This is a genomic window from Ponticaulis koreensis DSM 19734, assembly GCF_000420665.1.
Classification (GTDB): Bacteria; Pseudomonadota; Alphaproteobacteria; order Caulobacterales; family Hyphomonadaceae; genus Ponticaulis; species Ponticaulis koreensis.
In genome coordinates, this window is record NZ_ATVJ01000001.1 from 1,399,544 (window position 1) to 1,421,901 (window position 22,358).

Consider the following 22,358-nt stretch of genomic DNA (forward strand, 5'->3'; position numbering starts at 1 on the left):
TTGCGGCGGTCGTATTGATCGTCTTCACTGCATTTCTAGCCGGACGCCTTCAGGCGGCCCGGTTGTCGCGCGTGCACTCTCGTCAGCTGTCATCCCTGTCGGTCTATTATGGCTGGTATTGTGCGTTGGGGGCATTAGCGCCGACAATGCTGGCTGGTCTGATCGCCTGGTTCTTCCCAATTCGACCGGATGTGGTGGCGGTAGGTCTGCCCCTGATTGCTGTCGCAGGCGCGATTTACACCTGCATGCAGATCAGACCGGAAGTCTCCATGCAGTTACGCGTAGAGCGGTTGATAAAGTGGATGCTGATGGCCAGCGGAGGCGTTGCCGTGCTGACGACGTTTGGGATTGTGCTGTCGCTCATTTTTGAGACCGCCCGGTTCTTCGCCAGCGATGGCGTAAGTGCGAGCGAGTTCTTCTTCGGCCTTGAATGGAGCGCGCAAACCTCTGCAGCCTTTGGCGCGGTGCCGCTCTTTTTCGGTACCTTCTTTATTGCCTTCATCGCGCTTTTGATCGCCGCGCCAGTTGGCTTGTTCTGTGCAATTTACCTGTCGGAGTATGCCAGCCCGAGACAGCGCCGCGTTCTGAAACCGGTTCTTGAAATTCTCGCCGGTATTCCGACAGTCGTATACGGCTTCTTCGCAATCCTTGTCGTTGCGCCGCTTGTGCGCCAGCTCGGGCTTGCGGTGAATGATGTTCTGCGTCCGCTGAATGGCGGCATGGATGTGTTGACGGCCCAGCCGAAAAGCGCGCTCGCGGCAGGGCTGGTGATGGGCATTATGATCATCCCGTTCGTCTCGTCTCTATCTGACGATGTACTGAGGACGGTGCCGAAAAAGCTGAAAAATGGCGCGCTCGGCGTTGGGGCAACCCGCGCTGAAATGATGAAGCACATTGTCTTGCCAGTCGCCTTTCCCGGCTTGATGGCCGCCATGCTGCTGGCAACCAGCCGCGCCATTGGCGAGACGATGATCGTTGTGATGGCTGCGGGGGAGCGGGCGAATCTGACGGCCAACCCGTTCGAAGACATCACCACCGTTACGGTTCAGATCGTTGCGCTGATGACAGGCGACCCTGAATTCGACAATCCGCGTACGCTCTCTGCTTTTGCGCTTGGCGCGGCCTTATTTGTCGTGACACTCTTCTTCAATTTTGTGTCCCAGTGGATCGTAGACAGACAGAGGAAGCGTTATGCAGGCCTCTGATCTCAACACACCGATTTCGCAAAATCCGGCATTCCTGAAACGGATGAAGCAACGCAGCCGCGCTGACCAGCGTTTCCGTTATTATGGACTGCTGGCCATTTTCATCGCGCTAGCGCTTCTGGTGACATTGCTCGTCTCGATTACCTTTGAAGCACGCACCGCCTTCAGCCGCCACGAGGTGTCGCTCGATTTGCAGCTGACAGATACGGACTCGCGTTCGGTGTATCGCAGCATTCGCAGCGCTGTTCAGAACATGGCGGGCGATCCGGCCGACCGTGATGTGCGAATTGAAATGTCCCAACTGGTCAGCCGTCTGGCTGCCGGAGACATTACAGAGACGCTGCAAACCTCCGGTGTGGATTTGTCCGCAACTTACCCAGTTCGTGTGCCTGTGTCCGATGAGGCAGACCGGTATCTTAAAGGCCTCGCAACACCCGTGCATCGGTTTGACGGGCTTGGTTTTGATCAGGAAGGTTCGCGCATCGATAGCGACTTTTCTGGCGCGATACAGGTGATCCAGCGCTGGCACCGCGAACAGGTATCCACCATTCGTCACCGTGAGTACCAGCCTGCATTGCGCATGCGTGATGGGCTCGCGCGTCAGGCGGAAGCGGCGCCGGGTGATCGCCAGCTTGCTATGCGTTTGGCCGGGGCTGAACACAGAGTCGAGCTGATTGAAGCGCGCCTGTCAGACTTTGAAGCGCGTATCAACGCTGAGAGCCTTGTGCTGGACGAGTTTACGCCGAGCGTCCTGTTCCGATCCGGTGAGGGCTGGATGAAAGCAGTCTCTATTTCAGGCAGGATGATAGAAGTAGAGCCGGTGATTTCCGGTCTGGACCCTGACCGTCAGCGCGGCGAAATTCTGGTCATCGAGCAGCCAGAATCCCAGCGCTCCATTCCGGATGCGCAGATTGTCGTCCTCGAGCGTTTCCAGACGGCGGGCCGTATCAGCACGCACTTTAATGGCGCCCTTTTCAGCAATGCCGATTCTTCGGATGCCGAGTTTGCAGGCGTCTTGTCCGGTCTTGTTGGCTCGATCATGATCATTCTGGTGACGATGGGGTTGGCCGTACCCGTGGGCATTGCGGCTGCGATTTATCTGGAAGAGTTCGCGCCGCGTAACCGTTGGACGAGTTTTGTTCAGGTGAACATCAATAATCTGGCCGCGATCCCGTCTATTGTCTTTGGTCTTCTGGGCGCAGCGATCTTTGTGAATGGCGTGATCATTCCGATCCCGTTTGTGGACGGGGTATTCCGTCTGGGTGGCGGGCTTGGCCGCGGCTGGCCGCTCGTGGGTGGTATTGTGCTGGCGCTAATGACACTTCCGACGATCATCATTGCATCGCGCGCCGCGCTGGGTGCTGTGCCAGGTAGCGTAAGACAGGCTGCTCTTGCTATGGGCGCAACACGTCTTCAAACCGTCAATCACCATGTTCTGCCGATGGCTGCGCCGGGCATTCTGACTGGCTCGATCATCGGTCTGGCCCAGGCGATTGGCGAAACCGCGCCGCTGCTTCTAATCGGCATGGTGGCCTTCGTCGCAGAGATGCCGCAGGGCGCGACAGACCGCGCGACAGCGCTGCCGGTTCTGATTTTCCAATGGTCCACACGCGCTGAACGGGCATGGGAACCGATGACGTCTGCTGCGATCATTATCCTGCTGCTCGTCATGTTGGTGCTGAACGGTTTGGCGGTGTTGATGCGGTTGAGGTATGAGAAATGATGAGCGATCCGATCCTGCCATCTGCAGCTCCAGCCCACGCCGGAGCCGCCCCGCAAGAGCAAGCCGTAAAGGTGCGTGTTCGTGATGTGACTGTCAGCTATGACGGCGCGATGGCGATTGATAGCGTCAATATAGACATTCCGGACAAGTCCGTAATGTCGATTATCGGTCCGTCCGGCTGCGGGAAGTCCACCTTCCTGCGCTGTCTCAACCGCATGAATGATACGATTTCCGGATGCTCGGTGACGGGTGACATCCGGATTGATGAGGAAGATGTCACAGCGCGCAACGTGAACCCTGTTATGCTCCGGGCGCGCGTCGGAATGGTCTTCCAGGAACCGAACCCGTTCCCGAAAACCGTGTTCGAGAATGTCGCTTACGGACCGAAGATCCACGGGCTTGCTGCAACGCGCGCCGAACTGGAAGACATTGTCGAGACGAGCCTTCGCCGCGCCGGTCTCTGGGATGAGGTCAAAGACGGGCTGCATAAGCCCGGCACATCGCTTTCCGGTGGTCAGCAGCAACGTCTCGTGATCGCGCGGGCCATCGCGATCAATCCGGAAATCATTCTCATGGACGAGCCGTGCTCGGCGCTCGATCCGATCGCGACAGCGCGCATTGAGGAGCTGATCGACGAGCTGCGCCAGAATTATTGTATCGTAATTGTGACCCACTCTATGTCTCAGGCGGCCCGGATTTCGCAGAATACGGCCTTCTTTGATCGTGGTAAGCTGATAGAAACGGGCACGACCGAACAGATTTTCACCAATCCGCGTGACCGTCGCACGCATGACTATATCACCGGCCGTTACGGCTAGATTTCAGGAGACGAAAAGTGCCATCGCACACACTCAAAGCCTTCACCAGTGAACTCAACGCTCTGACCAGTGACGTCCTGCGTATGGGCGGTATGGCCGAGGCGATGATCACGGATATGGCGACGGCGTTTGCGCGCGGCGACAGCGAACTGGCGCGAAGCGTGATCCAGCGTGACGCTGACGTGAATGCGCTGGAAACCCGTCTCGAACGCGAGATTACGCGTCTTTTGGCACTTCGCCAGCCGGTCGCACAGGACCTTCGCGGAATTATCGCGGCGCTGAAAGTTTCCAACGATCTGGAACGCATTGGCGATCTTGCAAAGAATGTCTGCAAACGCCTTATCGCAATGGGTGTAGAACACGGCGCAACCGGACAAAAAAGCGTTGAGCGTATGTCGCGCGCTGTTCGCATGCAGCTGAATACGGTTCTTGATGCTTATGCCACCCAGAGTGCGCAGGAAGCGATAAATGTCTGGCAGCATGATGAAGAGATCGACGAGCACTATAACAGCATGTTCCGTGAGGTGCTCACCTATATGATGGAAGACCCGCGCAAAATATCGCAGGGCGCGCATCTTCTATTCATCGCTAAAAATCTCGAGCGGATTGGTGATCACTGCACCAACATCGCTGAAGTGGTTCATTTCTTTGTGACCGGCGAGGACATGCCTATGGCGCGTCCGAAATTGCCGGACCTCGAATAGACGGAAATTGTGTGAGTATGGGGAATACGATGACACCTTACATTCTGGTCGCTGAAGACGAAGATCCGGTGATTGAGCTTCTGCGCTACAATCTGGAACGTGAAGGCTATGAAGTCGGCGTTGCAAAGGACGGGGAAGAAGCGCTGGTCATGATGAAAGAGCGTGCGCCGGACCTGCTTTTGCTGGACTGGATGCTCCCGAAAGTGACGGGCATTGAAGTGTGCCGCCAGACCCGGTCACGCTCTGAGACGCGCAATCTGCCAATCATTATGGTGACAGCACGTACCGAAGAATCTGACCGTATTCGCGGCCTTGATACCGGCGCGGACGACTATATCGCCAAGCCATTCTCCACCACCGAGCTGATGGCGCGTATTCGCGCGGTCATGCGTCGTATCCGTCCGGGCCTTGCTGAAGACGTGCTGAGCTGCGCTGGCGTTGAGATTAACCGCTCGTCGCATACAGTCATGCGTGATGGACAGGAGCTGCATCTCGGCCCGACGGAGTTCCGCCTTCTGGACTATCTGATTCAGCGTCCGGGACGAGTTTTCTCGCGTGAGCAGCTTCTTGATTCTGTCTGGGGTGCAGACGTGTATGTTGAGGCGCGCACGGTAGATGTTCACATTGGCCGCCTGCGTAAAGCGCTGAACAAACATTCTGACGTGGACCTGATCCGCACCGTACGCTCTGCCGGATATTCTTTCGTTCCGCCGAAAGACCTTTAGACGCTTACATTTGCCTTTCAGGTGAAATGATCACAGATAACGGTCTGGGAGGAACGGGCCGTATGAGAGCTTTCGTCTGCAACACAATAAGTGAAGACTTGTCTGGCGCATCGCTGACTGAAATAGCAGAGCCCGTTGCAAAAGCGGGAGAAGTGAAAATTGCGGTACGCGCGGCGAGCCTCAATTTTCCTGACATTCTGATGTGTCAGGGCAAATACCAGTTTAAGCCGGAGTTACCTTTCACCGTGGGCATGGAGTTTGCCGGCGATGTGGTCGAAACGGGCGAGGGCGTGACCCGATGGAAGATTGGTGACCGTGTCTGCGGCGGGGCCAAGACAGGGGCGTTTGCCGAATTTGTGATCGCATCGGAAGATGGGCTGAGGCCGGTTCCAGCGGCCTATAGTTATGCAGAAGGTGCAGCCTTCGGCGCTGCTTATCTTACAGCTTATGTGTCTCTCGTTCGTCGGGCACGCATTGAAGCGGGCGAAACCCTTCTGGTGCATGGCGCAAGTGGCGGCGTCGGTATGGCGACGATTGAGGTCGGCAAACTGCTCGGCGCGACTGTCATCGCCACGACAGGGCGCGACTCCAAGATGGATGCCATCCGGCAAGCTGGCGCAGATTATGTGCTCAATCTGCGCGATGGCTTCCGTGAGAAGGTGAAAGAGCTGACCGATGGACGCGGCGCAGATGTCATTTTCGACCCGATTGGCGGCGATGTGTTTGACGAATCCACGCGGTGTATCGCGTTTGATGGTCGCCTTCTCGTCATCGGCTTCATGTCGGGCCGTATCGCCGAAATCAAAACCAATATCCCTTTGATCAAAGGGTTTTCCGTCGTTGGCGTTCGCGCGGGTGAATATGGCCGCAGATTTCCTGAGAAGGGGCGCGAAAACATGGCGCAGGTTCAGGCCTGGGCCGAAGACGGGCTTATCCGTCCACGCATTCACGCAGAGCTTCCGCTGGATGAAGCGGCTAGGGGCCTTGGTATGCTGACGGGTCGTGATGTGATCGGCAAGATCGTTCTGACGACCTGACGAGGTCCTAGCCGGATTGGCGTTTTTGAGTGATTGCTGGCGTGCGAGACACCTGGCGACGTCGTTTCTGGTAGGCGGCCAGTTTCTTCTGAACGGCTACTGTCATCAGTGTGCCAACGGATTTGCGAGCTTCAACATCAGTATCAGGCAGGACGGAGAGCTGGGTGAGCGCGTGGATGCTGATCTCAAGTACGTGGGCTTCAGGATCTTCCTTGCCCTCAATGCCATCGAGATAAAAACGCACCGCCGTCGCCGTCTGATGAAGCGCGGTGTCACCTTGTTCGATAGACTGTTGCATGGTGCGGGTGGCAATGGCCCGAACACGGTCGGTCATGCTCTGGCGCATCGGGGCTGGCGCGAAGTCCGAATTGAGAAGCTCGTTGACCGCGAATTTCAGCTCTTCGGCGCCGGCAGCTTCCGGTCGGCCTTCTTCTTTATTTTTTCGACCGTCTTCTGTTCGACGCCGAGGCGGCTCCAGATCTTCCTGTCGACGACGGCACGGACCGATATATTTATTAGTCGATACAAAGACTTGTGGGGCTTCGATCACGGCGCGAAACTTTTTCTGCAACTGGCTGGAGGAGACAGGACGCATGACGAATTCATCTGCACCTGCATCACGTGCGCCGCGAATATTGGTCATCGTTGCGATCGCAGACAGATAAATAAACGGGCGCTCCGATAGCATTGGGTTCGGCAGGCGCCTCAGCTTCTGTATCAGGCTCAGATCAACCGGATTCTCCTGCGAATGAATGATCAGCACAATGTCAGCTGGAAAGCTGTAATTTTCTTCCTGAAGAAATTCGAGCGCATTCCGGCTCATTACGTGGTCATTCTGGATGCCGATGCCGCGCAACACCTCCATCATTACAGATCGGGAGTGAATGCTGTCTTCAAGCATGAGGATGCGTACTTCTTCTGGTACGAACTCACGCGGAATCCGGGCGGGGGACAATACTGAACCGGTCATGCTGCTTCGCGAAGTTTACGTTTAACGATTTTTTCGAGGCCCTGAGCGATTTCGAGCCGGGCGTGCGATTTTCCGCCTTTCGCAGATAGAAGCAGGCGGATTGCATCCATGTGGGCGGAGATCACCTGCGCCTGAAGTGCGCCGCTTGCACCGACGCCTTCAATGTAGCGGGCGACACAAACGGTCGCGAGTTCGAGGGCTTCATCCTCGATTTTTTTCGCAATATCGTTGGCTTCATTGGCGGTATTGTAGAGCGTACGCACACCGCCACGGTCACGTGGGTCGATAGATTTTGCGAGTGATGTCAGGCGTTCAGCACACTGTACCAGCATGTTTTGATGGAATTCGCGGTCAGCTTGTTGATCGGTTGCGTCCAGCGGGTCAGACAGGCGTTTCAGCGGGCCGCGATATTCCAGCTTCCGCTTACGGCGGCGGCATGGGCCGATATAGTTTTTGCCTTCAATGAACGGGCGAGGGCGCAGGATCACCTCATCAAGACGTTCCTTGATGGTCGCGTGAGAGATCGGTTTGGCTGCAAACTCGTCAACGCCAGCGATGCGTGCTTCTTTGACGGTTTCTACACGCGGGTCGCTGGTGATCATGATCACAGGCACGCTGCGGTCAGACACAACATCATTGTGGCGCATACGGCGAACCATCTCGGTGCCGTTCATGTCAGGCAGCAGGTTTTCGGTGATCACGACACGGGGATGCCAGACATTGATAGCCTCAATGACTTCCGAGGCAGATGCTGCGGGATAAACTTTGATGAAGCCCATATTACGCAGCACTTCATTGATCATAGCGCGCGCATAGTTGTTGGACTCACCCAGTACAATCCCGATTTCGGAGGGATTGTAGTGCTTCTTCATTTTACCAGTGTCTTTGGTCATACCGTCCTGCCCGGATGTTCGATCATCCCTTACTGCCAGAGCGGGGTGAATATTCATCAACGCCAGACGATCAAATTTTAAAGAAATCAACGCGGCCGTTAGAAGCGGGCAATTACAGGGCAAGCCACCTTGCAAAATGAATGAAGGTGTGTAAGTTGATCAAAGTGTATTTTAGTTAGTTTCAAGAGATTTAGTCGTGTCTGATAGTGAAAAACTGGACCAGCGTATTCAGCTGGTCGCTTCAAAAGAGTTCGGACAGAAGGTTGATGCCTGGCGTCGTGGTCAGGATGATCTGCCGTCTCGTTCAGAGGCGATCCGTCGTCTTGTCTATCTTGGGCTTGTTCATGAAGAGGAATTTCCGATGCGCCTGATCACAGCCATCATCCGGCCGCACAAATATGAAGCGGTTCGCGAGGCACTCGCAGAACTCGGCGTTACGGGGATTACGGCAAGTCAGGTGACAGGCTTTGGTCGTCAGCGCGGTCAGACAGAGATGTATCGCGGCGCGGAATACGAAGTAAAAGAAATTCCGAAGGTGAAGATCGAAGTGGCGGTCCCATCTACAATGCTGGAAACCGCGCTTCAGGCGATCACACAGACGGCTGAAACCGGCAAAATCGGTGACGGCAAAATCTTCGTCACCTCACTTTCTGGCGCCGTACGAATTCGTACTGGCGAACGTGACGAGAAGGCGCTGATCTAATCAGCGCCTGAAGGGCAGGCTCAACAGCCGCCACAACACCCAGATTGGAAGTACGACGAGCGCACCAAGCAGGGCGGGCTTCCAACCATGGCTGATCACCCAGAATAGCCCTGCGAGCATGCTCTGCCAGACATCCTGCAGGAAGCTTACGAACGAGAATTGGCCGGGATCCTGTGCGAAATCGCCAACCTGCATGATCAGACCGACGAGCACGCAGAGCGCTAGAAGTCGGATAGCTCCCCAGAACTTAATTGCAAAGATGCGCGCAAGTAGTGGACGCTTCGGCTTCGGTGCGGGTGTCTGGGTGCTTACAGGTGGCGGCGCCTGAGCTTCCTCCGGAAATGGAGGGAAGTCCGGTGGGGGCTGGGTGTTTGTGGTCTCTGACATACCTTACTCTCCGCGATGACTTATAGGTAAGGGCGGAGCGCGGCAGAAAAAAGGCCGCCAGAGCGGCGGCCTTTATGGAAATTGATTTTGCAGGGCTTACGCCGCAGCGTCTTTCTTGACGATAGTTGTGTGCGGGTAAGGAATGGAAACGCCCTGCGTATCGAAGGACTTCTTCACTTTTTCCAGCATGTCGAATTTGATCGGCCAGTAGTCGCCAGACTGACACCAGAGGCGGCAGGTAATGTCGACAGAGCTGTCACCGAGATTGGTCACACGCACAAACGGTTCCGGATCTTTCAGAATGCGCTCGTCAGCGGCAATGATCTCTTTGAGGATGGCGATCGCATTGTCGAAATCATCGTCATAATCAATGCCGAATACGATATCGCAGCGGCGTGTTGTGTAGCCGGAATAGTTGGTGATGACACCATCAATCGCCTGACCGTTCGGGATCATGATCTTCTTGTTGTCCGGCGTCGCGATAACCGTCTGGAACAGGTTGATGTCTTTTACAGAACCGGACACGCCTGATACTTCGATAAAGTCACCGAGCTTGTATGGACGGAACAGCATGATCATCACGCCAGAAGCGATATTGCCAAGCGCGCCCTGCATGGACAGACCGATTGCAAGGGTCAGAGCACCGAGCACGGCAGCAAAAGAAGCGACAGGAATTCCGAAAACGCCGAAGACGGCGATAACAACTGCGGCTGTGACACCCCAGCGAACGATTGAGGCGAAGAAGTTAGCGAGCGTATTATCTACATTTTCGCGTTTCTCTGCCTGAGTGCGAACTACGCTCGCCAGCCAGCCGGCAATGCGCAGACCGATGATCAAGAGGATGATCGCACCGATTACGTTCAGTGCGCCATTTACGATCAGCACACCGTACTGGTCCCAAATTGCCTGAGGGTCGAATTCCATTCTGAACTCCTATGATTGGTTTACCTGCTCTGGTTAACGCGAGTTTGTGTCGTTTTGCAAAAGGCAGGCTCAAATTTTTGCGCTGTGTTTGCTGGTCTGTTTCTTAACTGATCTCTGCTAGGCTTAAGTGCTGGCATGGAGGTCGTATTGTGCGTTTGGTGTTGAGTTTGATTGCCACGGCGCTGGTTTTGAATTTTGGCCAGCCATCATCTGCCCAGCAGGCGGCGGTTATTCCCGCTACGCAGAGCGCTGAAGGCATCTATACGCTTGGCGCGACGTCGCTGAACGAAGCGCCATCTTTTGCGAGCTATTCGGGAAACATCACGCTTGTCGTGCTCTTCCAGCCGGGCTGTCCGTGGTGCGCTATCCAGTTTCGCGACATTGAAGAGTTGCAACGCGACCGCGCGCCATGGCTTCAGGTTGCTGCAGTCTCACGCAATGGCAGTGTGCCTGCGCTGCTGCGTGAACTGGAAGAGTACAGCACGAGCATTCCAGCCTATCAGTCGAGCCGCGAGCTTCTATCAGCGCTTCAATATACGCCGGGCACGCCATGCGTGTATCTGATCAGTCCCGACGGACGTCTGGGGCAGGTGGCGTGTGGCCGCATGACCGCAGACCAGCTCGTCGGATTTCTGACCGGGCGCTAATCCTCCAGCGGTTCGCCAGTCTCTGCATCAATGAGGATGCGCTCCGGCTGACCTTCAACATGAACACGGAAGACAATGGCGCGTGCGCCAGCCGGCCCGCCAATCGGTGAGTGCGCGGCATAGGGTGTGATGACGAACGCGTCACCGGCAGATAGCCACATATCGTCCATGCCTTCCTGACGGTGAAGCGCAGACCCTTCAATCACATAGAGGAATTCCTCGCCCGGATGTTCATGCAGCGGAACGCTGGCATTTGGCGGGATGATCACGTCGGAGATGATGACTTCCAGCCCGTCCGCGGCTTCAATCGCGGCCTGCAGCATCATATGTGAACCTGGCGCTGTCGGGCGCCCGTCGGTCAGTTCCGGTTCTGTCACCGTGTCGAATTCAGCGTCATGTGCATGATCGGACTGCGCACTGTGCGCAAAGGCAGATGCGGACATAAACAGCGCTGCAGCCGGAATAAGAAGCTTGGTTGTTATCATTTTGGCCCCTCCCGAAGTCAGGCCTCACTATAGCTCAGAAATTCTTTCAGGCCATCAAGTGTCTCGGCCTCTGCGGCGGGCTTATCCCAGCGTATCCGGTTGAAGCGCGGAAAGCGCATGGCGACGCCGGATTTATGCCGCGGTGAGGCATTCAGGCCTTCAAATGCGACCTCTACGACAAGGCCTTCTTCGCGGGTGGCCTTGACCATGCGAACGGGGCCAAACCTGTCGATTGTGTTGTTCCGAACGAACTTGTCGAGCTCTTTGAGTTCCTTATCGGTAAAGCCAAAATAGGCTTTGCCGACAGGGGTGATCTCATGTCCGTCATCGGTTTCAGCCCAGACACCAAAAGTAAAATCCGAGAAGTAACCGGATCGTCTGCCATGGCCGCGCTGTGCGTACATGATCACGGCATCAATCAGGAAGGGATCGCGCTTCCATTTGAACCATGGGCCTTTCGGACGGCCGGCTTCGTAGATCGACTCCCAGCGTTTCAGCATCAGGCCTTCAATTTCGGGCTGGGGCGGGGCGTTGCGTAGTGCGTTGAGGCTTGCTGCATCCGTGACCTCTACCAGAGGCGATACATCAAACCGGTCGGTCGGAGGCGCTTCGAGCAGCGCTTCCAGTTTTGCGCGGCGTTCGCGGAAGGTGAGGGCGCGCAAATCCTCTTCGCCATGATGGAGAATGTCATAAGCGCGTATGAAGGCAGGCCGCTCAGTCAGCATCTTTTTCGAGACGGTTTTCCGGTTCAGGCGCTGCTGAAGATCGTTGAACGGGGCGACATGGCCATCCGGTTTTCTGACCAGAAGTTCGCCATCCAGAACGGCATCAAATTCCATCGCGGCAACGACGTCCGGAAAGGTGTGAGAGATATCATCGCCCGTGCGCGTATAGAGGCGGCGCACACCATTCTCGCTAACGGCCTGTACGCGAATGCCATCCCATTTCCATTCGGCGGCAAACGCTTCAGGTGTGATCATGTCAGGGTTGATAGCGTCCGGATCATCCCGGTCTTTCTTGGCGATCAGCGGATGGGCGAGCATAACGGGCCTGAACGCGCCGCTCATATCAGGTGCGGGTTTCTCGCCGTCACCTGAAAGCCATGCGAATAGATCTTCATAGGGCGCATCAAGTCCGTGCCAGAGCTCTTCAATCTCTCCAGCTTTTACGCCTCCAAACTTCGCCAATGCTTGCTTGGCAAGGCGCGCAGATACACCGATGCGCAGTCCGCCGGTGACGAGCTTTAGCAATGCCCAGCGCTCAGACGCGCCAAGCCTGTCCAGCCAGTGCGCGATAAGCTCTGGCGCTTTGGCTTTCGGCGTGTCCTGAACCGTTTCGACGATCTCATCCAGTGTGGGCGAATAGTTGGTGCCATGCGTTTCTGGCCAGACCAGACTCACCGTTTCGGCAAGGTCACCGACATACTCATAAGAGAGACGAAACAGCTCTTCATCCATGCGTTCGGAGACCAGTACGCGGATCATGGCGGGCTTGATGGTTTTCAGGTCCAGCTCGCCTGTAATGGCCGCGAGTGCCCAGCCTCGCGCCGGATCAGGCGTTCGTGCGAAATAGTCACAAAGGAGCGTAATCTTTGCGTTCCGCCCCGGTGTGAGGATCAGACTATCAAGAAGCTGGGAAAAGGCCTGCATGCCTTCTAAGATAAGTTCAGGGAGACAGAATGACAGAACAAATTCCGCCGGAAGGCTTCGAGCCTCACTTTCGTAAATCGGCGCTTACCGATCCATGGGAGCCGTTATTTTCTAAACGGGAGTCTGACCGCGTGCGGATCGGATTGTATTTGCGTGAGCCGCACTGCAATTCGCGGGGCTTGGTGCATGGCGGTCTCATCGCAACCCTCGCCGACAACGCGATGGTATTATCCTGTGTTGCGGTGATTAAGGGTGCAGGGCGAGAAACGTCTGGCCTCGTCACGGTAAGCCTGACAACCGATTTCATCGGCTCTGCGCGATTGGGGCAGTGGCTTGAGGTGAATACCCACTTTGTCAAAGCCGGTGGAAGCCTCGCATTCGCCGATAGTTTTGTGACGGCGGATGGCGCGGTGGTGGCGCGCGCCAGCGCGAGTTTCAAAATTTTATCAGTAAGAAAGTGACCGGCGGCAGAGCGCGTCATCGAGCTCGCAGGTTTCCATGACGGCGTTGATCCAGTCGCGCTGCGTTTCAAGGTTTACATAATTCACCGCATACACGCCGGCACACATCTCGCCGCTGACCGATGGCATGAGCGTGGAGAGGACGCCCATCATAACCGGATGGCCGCTTTCATCATCCACCATAAGCGGGCCGCCTGAATCGCCAACGCACGGGCCGCCGGAGACCTGCGTCGCACCGCGAATACGGTCGGGTAGCACGTCTATGATGTGGATTTCCTCGCGCTGGAGCATGTCGGCCAGTTCTCCATAATAGGAGAGCGCCCCCCAGCCACCGACGCGGGCGGTTTCATAGAATTTCTCAGAGAATGGCCGTGTAGTCTGGCCCCAGGCAACAGGCGGTACGTTGACCAGCCTATCTATATCATCGTCTGCGACATGTACGAGCGCGATGTCGTTCCGGTAATTGTCGGTCTGGCCTGAAAAACTGCCATGGCAGACAGCAAAATCGACTTCGACGCGCTGGATTTCGTTGGAGGAGAGTTGCTGTGAATTAGCGCGCAGGACGATGCGGTCAAAGCTGCCCGTCAGGCAGTGTGCTGCGGTGAGAAACCAGTTCTCTGAAATACGCGTGGCAGAGCAATGGCTGGAGGCGACATCGAAGTCTTCGGTGTCAGTCTCGCGCTCCATTTTAACAATGCCGGGCAGGTCGCGCGCTGAAGGTGGGCGAAAGCGGTTGCGCAGCTCCGGCAGAGGTGCGGCGTCCATTTTGCCTTCATATTTCAGGTAGTCAGGGCTTGCGAGTTCCTCTGCGGTCGCCGTTGGTCCGCATGGATGGAAATTGCCTTCAAGCCGGAGGTAGTGTTCCGGTATGTCCGTCTCAATACGCGCATCATCAGCCGTGGCCGAGCCGAGTATGACTGTGCCAGTGAGAAGCAGAACGAAGCCGAGGCGTTTCAACGGGCAATCTCCTTTCAGGAGAGTTTTTGCCAAACTCGCGCCGTCGTCAATTCACTAATGTGGTTCAGCTGTCCTCATCATAGCCGACGAGACGCAATGGACGCGCTTTATAGCCATCAAGTTCCGCCCAACGACATAAGGCATCCTCGCGGCCATGCGTGACCCAAACTTCCTGCGGGTTCACATCGCGCACGGTCTGGGTGAGTTCATCCCAGTCAGCATGGTCGGACAGGATAATCGGCAGTTCGACGCCGCTCTGTTTTGCGCGCTGGCGGATACGCATCCAGCCTGAGCAGAAGACGGTGATCGGGTCAGGAAAACGTCGCGCCCATTTGTCGCGGAAAGCGGATGGCGGGCCCATCACGATCTTACCTGAGAATTTGGCCTGCTCTTCTTTGGCGACGCCTTTTTCGAGCGTTGCGGGTTCAAGGTTGCCAAGCGAAATGCCGTGATCCTCATAAAGGTCGCAAAGTGATTTCAGTGCGCCATGAATGTAGATGGTGTCGTGATAACCGGCCTCGCGGATAAGCGAGATAACGCGCTGCGCTTTACCGAGCGCGTAGACGCCGACCAGATGGGCGCGGTCGGGAAATGTGGTCAGGCTGTGCAGGAGTTTTCTGATTTCGTCGCGGTCATCCGGATGGCGGAAGACGGGAAGGGCAAAGGTCGCCTCGGATATAAAGACATGGCACGGCACAGGTTCGAACGGTGTACAGGTCGGGTCCTGACGCCGTTTATAATCACCCGTGCAGACCATTCGAAGGCCTTTATGCTCAACAACAGCCTGCGCAGAGCCGAGCACATGTCCTGCCGGTGCGAGCGACACATCCACGCCGTTTATGCTGACCACTTCGCCAAGTTCGGTTGGTTGACGCCTGGCCGTGAAGTTTTCGCCATAGCGCGCCGCCATGATGTTGATGGTCTCTGGAGTTGCGAGCACGGTGCCGTGCCCTGCGCGGGCATGGTCTGCGTGGCCATGTGTGATCACGGCGCGATCAACGGCGCGAACCGGATCAATGTAAAAATCACCGACCGGGCAATAGAGGCCCGCAGGTGTGGGATGCAGAAGCTGGTCGGGTGAGCGCATAAACAAGATATAGTGCGCCGCAGCGCCTGTGTCCTGCCTGCATGTGACGTAAAGTGTCACTGCTAACACCTTGAGTAACATGCGCACTATTTATATAGTCTACTCTCATAAATATTACGGGAGGAAGGCGAATGTCTTTTACGAAGCGATATAAGCTCTTATTCGTGACTGCGGTTTCCGCGCTGGCGCTGGCGGCATGTTCTGATCAGGGTGCAGACGAGCATGCCGACATGAACCATGATGGAATGGACCATGCGTCCATGGATCACGGCTCTATGGACCATTCCGGTCACGAAGGCATGGAAATGGCGAATGCGAATACGCCGTCTTATGGCGCCGCGGAGTATGTTGCTGACTTTACGCTGATGGGCAGTGACGGCCAGATGCATACGCTGAGTGATCATTCCGATGCACCAGCAGTCGTTCTGATGACGCACGGTGTGGGGTGCCCGATCGTGCGTAATGCCGTGACTGATTACAAAGAACTCGCTGCGCAGTTCGAGGATCAGGGTATCCCGTTCTACATGATCAATTCCAATATTCAGGACGACATTGACGAACTGGCCGCGGATGCTGAGCTTTATTCCATCACCATGCCAATTCTGGATGACGAAGATCAGTCGGTTGGCCGTCAGATGGGGTATGACCGTACCGCCCAGATTTACGTGCTAGACCCGTCAGATGATTTTCGCGTCATGTATTACGGCTCGCTCAATGATCGCCAGACTTATGAGCGCCAAAGGAATGAAGCCCAGAATCATTTCGCAGCAGAGGTTCTGAACCAGATGCTGGCAGGCGAAGAGGTTACCGTAACGGCACCTGCGATCAGAGCGGGATGTATGATTAACTTTCTCTGATCACTTGTCCTTTCTTTAGTGTTTTACTCGGGTTTCTCTTGAGTGTTGGGCACTACATTTGATATAGCTACCTCCAGATAATAATACACGGGAGGTAGCCTTATGGCTGTTTTTAAACGAGGCAATTTGCTTGTCGCGACTGCGTTCACTGCGCTTTTGCTGGGCGCATGTTCGCAAGAAGGCGGAGAAGACCATGCGGCTATGGATCATTCCGCCATGGATCACTCCGGTCATGATGGCATGGTTATAGCGACGGCTGCGACGCCTGTCAGCGGCCCGCCGGAATATATCGATAACTTCCGCCTGATCGATCATAACGGCGACAGCCATGAGCTGTTCTACCACGCAGACGCTCCTGCGGTGGTGCTAATGACGCACGGTGTCGGCTGCCCGATCGTGCGCAATGCCGTTACCGATTATAAAGCGCTGCGCGACCAGTTCGCGGATCAGGGCGTTCAGTTCTACATGATCAACTCCAACATTCAGGATGATCGTGACGAGATCGCTGCTGACGCCGAGCTTTACGGCATTGATATGCCAATCCTTGATGACGTGACCCAGCTGATCGGCGAGTCCATGGGCTATGACCGTACAGCGCAGGTTTACGTGCTGGATCCGGCGCAGGGCTTCAAAGTCGTCTATTATGGCGCGCTGAATGATCGTCAGACTTATGAGCGTCAGCGCAATGAAGCCAACAACCACTTTGCGGCAGATGCTATTTCGCAGGTGCTGGCGGGCGAAGACGTCACGGTTGAGGCACCCGCTATTCGCGCTGGTTGCATGATCAACTTCCCGGAGCAGCGCAATCAGGCAGAGCATATGCAAATTTCTTATGCTGAAGAGATTGCGCCTATCCTGCGCGAGAACTGCGCTGAGTGTCACCAGGAGGGCGGTATCGGCCCTTGGGCGATGACCGATTACGAGACTATTCAGGGCTGGGCGCCGATGATCCGCGAAGTGGTTCGCACGGATCGTATGCCGCCCTGGCATGCTGACCCGTCTATCGGCACATTCCATAATGCGCGTGACCTGACTGTCGAAGAAACGCAGACGCTGGTTCACTGGGTTGAAGCTGGCGCACCGCGTGGTGAGGGCGAAGACCCACTGGCCGGTCTTGATCTGCATGCGCCGGACTGGCCGCTTGGTGAGCCGGATCTGATCCTGACGCTTCCTGCCTACACCGTGCCAGCAACAGGTGTTGTCGATTATGCTTATCCGGTCGTGGAAAATCCGCTGACTGAAGATACATGGCTGCGTGCTACGACAGTTCGAGCCGGCAACCGCGAAGTCGTCCACCACGTGCTGTCTGGCTATATGTCTGAAGTCCCTGCAGATGGGCGCGGTTCGACATCGCTCTGGGAATTCTCAACCGGCGGCTATGCTGTGGGTGCTGAATCTACCGTGGCGCAGGAAAACTCCGGCGTGCCATTCCCTGCAGGCGGCGCAATTGGCTTCCAGATGCACTACACGCCTGTGGGCCGTGAGATCGTGGATCAGACACAGATCGGTTTCTACTTCCAGGAACAGCCGGAGCTTCTCAACCGGACTGTCGTAATTCTGGATGCAAGCCTCGACATTCCAGCGAATGAGCCGCGTCACGTCGAGACGGCTTATCTGGAATTTCCGTATGACGCAGAGCTGATTTCGGCATTCCCGCACGCACACTATCGTGGCTATGCGTCCGATCTGCGTATCCAGTATCCGGATGGAACTGAAGAAACGCTTCTTTCTCTGCCGCGCTATGACTTTAACTGGCAGCGTGGATACGAGTTTGAAGAGCCGGTCTCCATTCCTGCGGGATCGCGCCTGATCTCGGATTATGTCTATGACAACTCCAGCGCCAATGCGGCGAACCCTGATCCGAACATTCAGGTGACATGGGGCGAGCAGAGCTTTGAAGAAATGCTCTATACGTCACTGTCTTTCCGCTGGGTGGGTGAGACGACGGACAACCGTCTCGATCACCAGTCAGCTGAAATGAACGAGACGCGCATGTTCACCGCTATGGATGATAATATGGATGGACAGCTCACTGAAGACGAGCTGACGGGCATGTTGGGTAGCCGTATGCGCGCCGGCTTTGGCCGTATGGATCTTGACGGAAACGGCTCTGTAGACATGGAAGAATATGTCACGGTGAACCGGATGATGCGTGCACGCGGTCAACAATAGGCCTTATTGCACAATTTCTGATCAGTGGAGGGCGGCGCATTATTGCGTCGCCCTTTTCTTATTCCTCAAGGTAATATCAGGTCGAAGATCATATTCTATTTCTGATGGCGTTATTCTTCGAAGCATAGGCGCCTATAGTGCAAGAAAAAAACGATTTTATGCTTTCGATTTTACGCGGGTTAATCTATTTTAAGTAATTCGTTAACGATTTTCGAAGTTCTGTTAACCTTTTAGTCTTCTTGTTTATTAACCTTTTCGACAAATTTCCTCGAGAATAGACCGTTTGCCTGTTAGCTTTTCTTAGTTATCCACATTTTTACGTTAATTTTCTTGCCCTGCATGGTTAACGAAAGGTTTACCTTTTCAATTTTTCGCTGCATTATGGAGGGTAGAGTAAACTGTAAGCCCAGGTTCAGAAGATCCGGACCCCTTGGCGCGTGGGGCTGCGCCGCGGAGCACCGTAATGAAAACTGTATTGTATTCATCCGTCGCACTTGTGTCTCTTGCCGCCGCAGGCAGCCTTTCTGTCGCGCATGCGCAAGACAGCTATGACGTCGCTACTGCTGAAGAGTCTCCGTATGCATCACGCGCAACAGCGCAGTGGGGCAATCTGGATACATTTTGGGGTAATCTCGACACCTTCGAGGGCGACGTATCCGGGCAGTGGGGTAATCTGGACACGTTCTGGGGTAATCTCGATACATTCTGGGGTAACCTCGATACCTTCTGGGGTAATCTCGATACCTTCTGGGGTAATCTCGACACCTTTAATGGCGACGCTGCGGCCCAGTGGGGTAATCTCGATACGTTCTGGGGAAATCTGGATACGTTTTGGGGCAACCTCGATACATTCGGCGGTGATGCGTCCGCGGAATGGGGCAATCTCGACACCTTCTGGGGTAATCTCGACACCTTCGATGGCGTGATCGTCACGCAATGGGGCAATCTGGATACATTCGGCGATTCAACTGCCCAATGGGGCAATCTGGATACGTTTTGGGGCAATCTCGACACGTTCTGGGGTAACCTTGATACATTCTGGGGCAACCTCGATACCTTTGATGGCAATCCTGCAGAAGCGCTTTGGGGTAACCTTGATACATTCTGGGGTAATCTCGATACTTTCTGGGGTAATCTCGATACTTTCTACGTCGCCTTTTCGGTTCCGGACGGATATGATCCGGAGACCTATTACGGCCTGTTAGACCCGCAGTGGGGCAATCTGGATACCTTCTGGGGTAATCTTGATACCTTTAACGGCAATCTCGATACGACATGGGGCAACCTCGACACGTTCTGGGGCAACCTCGATACGTTCTGGGGCAATCTCGACACGTTCTGGGGTAATCTCGATACTTTCTGGGGCAATCTCGACACGTTCTGGGGTAACCTGGATACCTTCTGGGGCAATCTCGATACGTTCGAAGGCAATGAGGAGGCTTATGCGCAGCTTCTGTCAGATCTCGGCTCATTCTATAATCTGAGCCAGGATCAATATGCGCCGCTCGTTGCGTTCCATACCGGTCAGGATTTCTGGTCGGGTTTCGCTCAGGAAATCTTCGAGCGCTATGGTATCGATCCAACTGATCCGGCATCTCTGGCAGAGCTTTCAGCCGTCGAGCGTGCCCAGTTCTTCGTGGACTGGCATGATGGTCTGATGATGTTCAACGGCATCGACATTGTTGATGGCTGGATGCCGACAATCAACTGGTCTCCGGCGCTTACTCAGGACCATGATTACAATACGCAGGCTGTTATTGGCCTTCTCGATTTCGGCGTCACAGACGAAACCCTGCTGACGCACGATGTAATTTATTCCGGCGGATACGACACGGCGGATACGTCTACACACGGTTCAGCGGTTGTGAGCCTTCTGGTCGCGCCTCACGATGGTGTCGGCATTATGGGCATCGCGCCAAATGCAAGCGTCGCCGTTTATAACCCGTTTGATGAAACCCTGACCGCAGGTTGGGAAGACGTTGAGACGGGTGTGCATGCGCTCGTCGACAATGGTGCGCGCATTATCAACATGTCTCTTGGTGTTCCTGAAACACTGATCTCCGAAGAGTGGGCAGACATCATTTCCGGCGTCGATAATGAAGGCGTTGTCTTCATCAAGGCGGCTGGCAATGAAGGTGTTACCGGCACAGACGTTGAGTGGGCGGATGATGGTAGCCTCGAGCAGCTAATCATCGTTGGTGCGCTCGGCTTTGATGGTGAGATCGCAGACTGGTCCAATACGCCAGGCGATGCCTGCTTCATCGTTGATGGCGATTGCAGTGCGGTGATGAATAATTTCATCGTCGCGCCAGGCGAATTCATCCTCGTATCTGATGGCAATGGTGGTGTTATGCGTCAGGCGGGTACGTCATTTGCTGCGCCTCTGGTCTCTGGTACAGCCGCGCTTATCCATGGTGCCTGGCCTTGGTGGAAAGACCATGCCGAGGAAACCGTTGATGTGATCCTTCGGTCTGCAACTGACCTTGGCGAAGAGGGCGTTGATGAAGTCTATGGCTGGGGCCTCCTGAATGTAGAAGGTGCACTGTCGCCGCTCAATTGGAGCCGCCTGCGCTTCTACGCAGACCATGACGGTGATGGCGACTTTATCGGTGGCTGGCGTGGTAAGTCCGCAAACTGGATCCGTCGCGCATATCTCCGCTCAGATGTGTTGCAGCTTGAAAACGATGGTGCGTATGTCGTGGCGCTCGAGAGCGTTGGCGACACATTCCGCGACTTCCGTATCCCGCTATCTACCCAGCTCTACGGAACAGAATCTGTTATTGATGGTGTAGAGCACGATCGCCGCTTCCAGCGTCACCTGCATCAGCGTTTCGTTGATTGGGCAAGCGAAGGGTCAAACTTCGGCGACGTTCAAAGTACTTCGGTCAATCTTGGTCTGAATGGTGACTGGGCTCTGTCTATGCAGGCCGCACCATACACGCCGGGTTCTGATGTGCGTGAAGGTGAGCTTCCGTTCCAGACAGACATCATGTTGTCCGCGCCAGAAAGCCAGACTGCGTTCCGCTTTGGTCATGGCGACGGTGCTGCGCGCCTCAGCTCTAACCCTGTCTTTGGCTTCTACTCAGACTTTGACGTTGAAACTGGTGGTGTGAACCCGCTGCTGGGGCTCGCGTCTGGTGGCTCTTATGCCTCTACGCAATTCGCTGTGAGCGAGCGCCTGTCGATCTCTGCAAGCGTGACCGAAGCGTCTGACGATCATTCGTATATTGATCCGCTGACAGGCCAGCGCGTTTATAACGCGGATGATCTGGTCGACTTCAATGCGAGTGCGGCGAATATTTCTATGAATTATGCGCTGACCGGTCACCTGAACCTTTCTGTCGACTACACTCAGTTGACCGAGCGAGACAGCCTTTTGGGCGGTCAGGGCACCGGCTTCCTTTCGCTTGAGGGCGGGAGCGTTACCGATGCTGTGACACTTGGTTCTGATGTCGACCTTCCATTCGGCATGCAGCTCGGCCTGTCTGCAACGGTTGGCGAAACACGCGGTACCAGCTTTGCTGACGGTGCGCTGTCTCTGAGCGATGAGGGGCTGACATCGACTGCCTTTGCGATTGGTCTTCGCAAGGATGGTCTGATCGGTGATCACGACACATTCCGCCTGAGCGTTGCGCAGCCTCTGCATGTTGAGGCCGGGTCGTTTGAGTTTACGACGCTCGAAGTTGTGAACCGTGAAACCGGGGAACTCGGTCTCGTCTCCCAGACATGGGGCGTGGCTGACACAGGTCGCGATTATAATCTCGAAGCGAGCTACGGCACTGCTCTGATGGCCGGTATGGCTGAAGTCTCTGCATTCTCTCGCGTCGAGTTTAATGAGACGCCGATCGCAAATGAATCTGAAACAGATTACGCGGTCGGAGCGCGGTTTGCTATTCGCTACTAAATCGCGGAACAGAAATAGCTAAACTATAGATAGAATAAGGGCCCGCCGAT

Annotated in this window: 20 protein-coding genes; 12 read left to right on the forward strand and 8 right to left on the reverse strand. The window is 55.4% G+C overall.

Annotated elements, in window-relative coordinates:
* Positions 1 to 14 precede the first annotated feature (14 nt).
* From pstC to G523_RS0107330, 6 genes are read left to right on the forward strand one after another with little or no spacing between them, the layout of a single operon-like run.
* Positions 15 to 1,205, forward strand: a complete 1,191-nt coding sequence (gene pstC / locus G523_RS0107305) for a phosphate ABC transporter permease subunit PstC (protein WP_233347270.1) — start codon at positions 15 to 17, stop codon at positions 1,203 to 1,205.
* Entirely contained in the window at positions 1,192 to 2,928 is a 1,737-nt protein-coding gene (gene pstA / locus G523_RS0107310) for a phosphate ABC transporter permease PstA (RefSeq protein ID WP_022694387.1), read from the forward strand. The genes pstC and pstA overlap by 14 nt, the downstream gene beginning before the upstream one ends.
* On the forward strand, positions 2,928 to 3,746 hold the full coding sequence (gene pstB / locus G523_RS0107315) for a phosphate ABC transporter ATP-binding protein PstB (protein ID WP_233347271.1): 819 nt from the start codon (positions 2,928 to 2,930) through the stop codon (positions 3,744 to 3,746). Before pstA ends, pstB begins: the two co-directional genes overlap by 1 nt.
* 17 nt (positions 3,747 to 3,763) lie before the next feature.
* On the forward strand, positions 3,764 to 4,450 hold the full coding sequence (gene phoU / locus G523_RS0107320; RefSeq protein WP_022694389.1) for a phosphate signaling complex protein PhoU: 687 nt from the start codon (positions 3,764 to 3,766) through the stop codon (positions 4,448 to 4,450).
* 29 nt (positions 4,451 to 4,479) lie between these two features.
* The gene (gene phoB / locus G523_RS0107325; protein ID WP_022694390.1) at positions 4,480 to 5,175 is read left to right on the forward strand and encodes a phosphate regulon transcriptional regulator PhoB; all 696 of its coding nucleotides are present in this window, start codon (positions 4,480 to 4,482) and stop codon (positions 5,173 to 5,175) included.
* Positions 5,176 to 5,201: 26 nt separating this feature from the next.
* On the forward strand, positions 5,202 to 6,212 hold the full coding sequence (locus G523_RS0107330) for a zinc-binding dehydrogenase (RefSeq protein ID WP_022694391.1): 1,011 nt from the start codon (positions 5,202 to 5,204) through the stop codon (positions 6,210 to 6,212).
* A 7-nt stretch (positions 6,213 to 6,219) separates the two neighbouring features.
* Here the strand turns inward: G523_RS0107330 and G523_RS0107335 are convergent, their stop codons facing one another.
* Positions 6,220 to 7,182 (reverse strand): response regulator, encoded by a 963-nt coding sequence (locus G523_RS0107335; protein ID WP_022694392.1) that lies wholly within the window; start codon positions 7,180 to 7,182, stop codon positions 6,220 to 6,222.
* Entirely contained in the window at positions 7,179 to 8,075 is an 897-nt protein-coding gene (locus tag G523_RS20200) for a response regulator (RefSeq protein WP_022694393.1), read from the reverse strand. The genes G523_RS0107335 and G523_RS20200 overlap by 4 nt, the downstream gene beginning before the upstream one ends.
* A 361-nt stretch (positions 8,076 to 8,436) precedes the next feature.
* Here G523_RS20200 and G523_RS0107345 point away from each other — a divergent pair, with 361 nt between their 5' ends.
* Complete coding sequence (locus G523_RS0107345) at positions 8,437 to 8,778, forward strand: P-II family nitrogen regulator (RefSeq protein ID WP_027441539.1); 342 nt, start codon at positions 8,437 to 8,439, stop codon at positions 8,776 to 8,778.
* Here G523_RS0107345 and G523_RS18435 read toward each other — a convergent pair whose 3' ends face one another.
* Both G523_RS18435 and G523_RS0107355 read right to left on the reverse strand, forming a co-directional pair.
* Positions 8,779 to 9,165 (reverse strand): hypothetical protein, encoded by a 387-nt coding sequence (locus G523_RS18435; RefSeq protein ID WP_022694395.1) that lies wholly within the window; start codon positions 9,163 to 9,165, stop codon positions 8,779 to 8,781. It abuts the gene before it with no gap.
* Positions 9,166 to 9,261: 96 nt separating this feature from the next.
* Positions 9,262 to 10,089, reverse strand: coding sequence for a mechanosensitive ion channel family protein (locus tag G523_RS0107355; protein WP_022694396.1), 828 nt, complete (start codon positions 10,087 to 10,089; stop codon positions 9,262 to 9,264).
* A gap of 149 nt (positions 10,090 to 10,238) precedes the next feature.
* Between G523_RS0107355 and G523_RS0107360 the strand changes: the two genes are divergently transcribed.
* A complete protein-coding gene (locus G523_RS0107360; RefSeq protein ID WP_162141035.1) occupies positions 10,239 to 10,736 on the forward strand; it encodes a TlpA family protein disulfide reductase in 498 nt (165 codons plus the stop codon).
* Here G523_RS0107360 and G523_RS20205 read toward each other — a convergent pair.
* Positions 10,733 to 11,221 (reverse strand): cupin domain-containing protein, encoded by a 489-nt coding sequence (locus G523_RS20205; protein ID WP_022694398.1) that lies wholly within the window; start codon positions 11,219 to 11,221, stop codon positions 10,733 to 10,735. The genes G523_RS0107360 and G523_RS20205 overlap by 4 nt on opposite strands.
* Positions 11,222 to 11,238: 17 nt before the next feature.
* Positions 11,239 to 12,870 carry a cisplatin damage response ATP-dependent DNA ligase gene (locus tag G523_RS0107370; protein ID WP_022694399.1) on the reverse strand — a complete coding sequence of 544 codons (1,632 nt, stop codon included), beginning with the start codon at positions 12,868 to 12,870 and terminating at the stop codon, positions 11,239 to 11,241.
* Between the two features lie 29 nt (positions 12,871 to 12,899).
* Between G523_RS0107370 and G523_RS0107375 the strand changes: the two genes are divergently transcribed.
* Complete coding sequence (locus tag G523_RS0107375) at positions 12,900 to 13,331, forward strand: PaaI family thioesterase (protein WP_022694400.1); 432 nt, start codon at positions 12,900 to 12,902, stop codon at positions 13,329 to 13,331.
* On the opposite strand, the gene G523_RS0107380 is transcribed toward G523_RS0107375, so the two are convergent.
* On the reverse strand, positions 13,317 to 14,288 hold the full coding sequence (locus G523_RS0107380) for a S1 family peptidase (protein ID WP_022694401.1): 972 nt from the start codon (positions 14,286 to 14,288) through the stop codon (positions 13,317 to 13,319). The genes G523_RS0107375 and G523_RS0107380 overlap by 15 nt on opposite strands.
* Before the next feature lie 64 nt (positions 14,289 to 14,352).
* Positions 14,353 to 15,375, reverse strand: coding sequence for a ligase-associated DNA damage response exonuclease (locus G523_RS0107385; protein WP_022694402.1), 1,023 nt, complete (start codon positions 15,373 to 15,375; stop codon positions 14,353 to 14,355).
* A gap of 131 nt (positions 15,376 to 15,506) precedes the next feature.
* Between G523_RS0107385 and G523_RS0107390 the strand changes: the two genes are divergently transcribed.
* The 3 genes from G523_RS0107390 (at position 15,507) to G523_RS0107400 (ending at position 22,308) form a co-directional block, all read left to right on the forward strand.
* A complete protein-coding gene (locus G523_RS0107390; protein ID WP_022694403.1) occupies positions 15,507 to 16,232 on the forward strand; it encodes a redoxin domain-containing protein in 726 nt (241 codons plus the stop codon).
* A 102-nt stretch (positions 16,233 to 16,334) separates the two neighbouring features.
* Positions 16,335 to 18,404: a redoxin domain-containing protein gene (locus G523_RS18445; protein WP_022694404.1), complete on the forward strand. Its 2,070-nt coding sequence runs from the start codon at positions 16,335 to 16,337 to the stop codon at positions 18,402 to 18,404.
* Between the two features lie 463 nt (positions 18,405 to 18,867).
* Positions 18,868 to 22,308 carry a S8 family peptidase gene (locus G523_RS0107400; protein WP_022694405.1) on the forward strand — a complete coding sequence of 1,147 codons (3,441 nt, stop codon included), beginning with the start codon at positions 18,868 to 18,870 and terminating at the stop codon, positions 22,306 to 22,308.
* Positions 22,309 to 22,358: the final 50 nt, after the last annotated feature.

Excerpts from the sequence above, each read along its gene's own strand:
- G523_RS18445 (WP_022694404.1), top strand. The coding sequence starts at position 16,335 with ATGGCTGTTTTTAAACGAGGCAATTTGCTTGTCGCGACTGCGTTCACT.
- G523_RS0107390 (WP_022694403.1), top strand. The coding sequence starts at position 15,507 with ATGTCTTTTACGAAGCGATATAAGCTCTTATTCGTGACTGCGGTTTCC.
- G523_RS0107330 (WP_022694391.1), top strand. The coding sequence starts at position 5,202 with ATGATCACAGATAACGGTCTGGGAGGAACGGGCCGTATGAGAGCTTTC.
- G523_RS0107345 (WP_027441539.1), top strand. The coding sequence starts at position 8,437 with ATGCGCCTGATCACAGCCATCATCCGGCCGCACAAATATGAAGCGGTT.
- pstB (WP_233347271.1), top strand. The coding sequence starts at position 2,928 with ATGAGCGATCCGATCCTGCCATCTGCAGCTCCAGCCCACGCCGGAGCC.
- G523_RS20205 (WP_022694398.1), bottom strand. The coding sequence starts at position 11,221 with ATGATAACAACCAAGCTTCTTATTCCGGCTGCAGCGCTGTTTATGTCC.
- phoB (WP_022694390.1), top strand. The coding sequence starts at position 4,480 with ATGACACCTTACATTCTGGTCGCTGAAGACGAAGATCCGGTGATTGAG.
- G523_RS0107335 (WP_022694392.1), bottom strand. The coding sequence starts at position 7,182 with ATGACCGGTTCAGTATTGTCCCCCGCCCGGATTCCGCGTGAGTTCGTA.
- G523_RS0107370 (WP_022694399.1), bottom strand. The coding sequence starts at position 12,870 with ATGCAGGCCTTTTCCCAGCTTCTTGATAGTCTGATCCTCACACCGGGG.
- G523_RS0107355 (WP_022694396.1), bottom strand. The coding sequence starts at position 10,089 with ATGGAATTCGACCCTCAGGCAATTTGGGACCAGTACGGTGTGCTGATC.
- G523_RS0107375 (WP_022694400.1), top strand. The coding sequence starts at position 12,900 with ATGACAGAACAAATTCCGCCGGAAGGCTTCGAGCCTCACTTTCGTAAA.
- G523_RS18435 (WP_022694395.1), bottom strand. The coding sequence starts at position 9,165 with ATGTCAGAGACCACAAACACCCAGCCCCCACCGGACTTCCCTCCATTT.
- G523_RS0107385 (WP_022694402.1), bottom strand. The coding sequence starts at position 15,375 with ATGCGCTCACCCGACCAGCTTCTGCATCCCACACCTGCGGGCCTCTAT.
- G523_RS0107400 (WP_022694405.1), top strand. The coding sequence starts at position 18,868 with ATGAAAACTGTATTGTATTCATCCGTCGCACTTGTGTCTCTTGCCGCC.
- pstA (WP_022694387.1), top strand. The coding sequence starts at position 1,192 with ATGCAGGCCTCTGATCTCAACACACCGATTTCGCAAAATCCGGCATTC.
- G523_RS20200 (WP_022694393.1), bottom strand. The coding sequence starts at position 8,075 with ATGACCAAAGACACTGGTAAAATGAAGAAGCACTACAATCCCTCCGAA.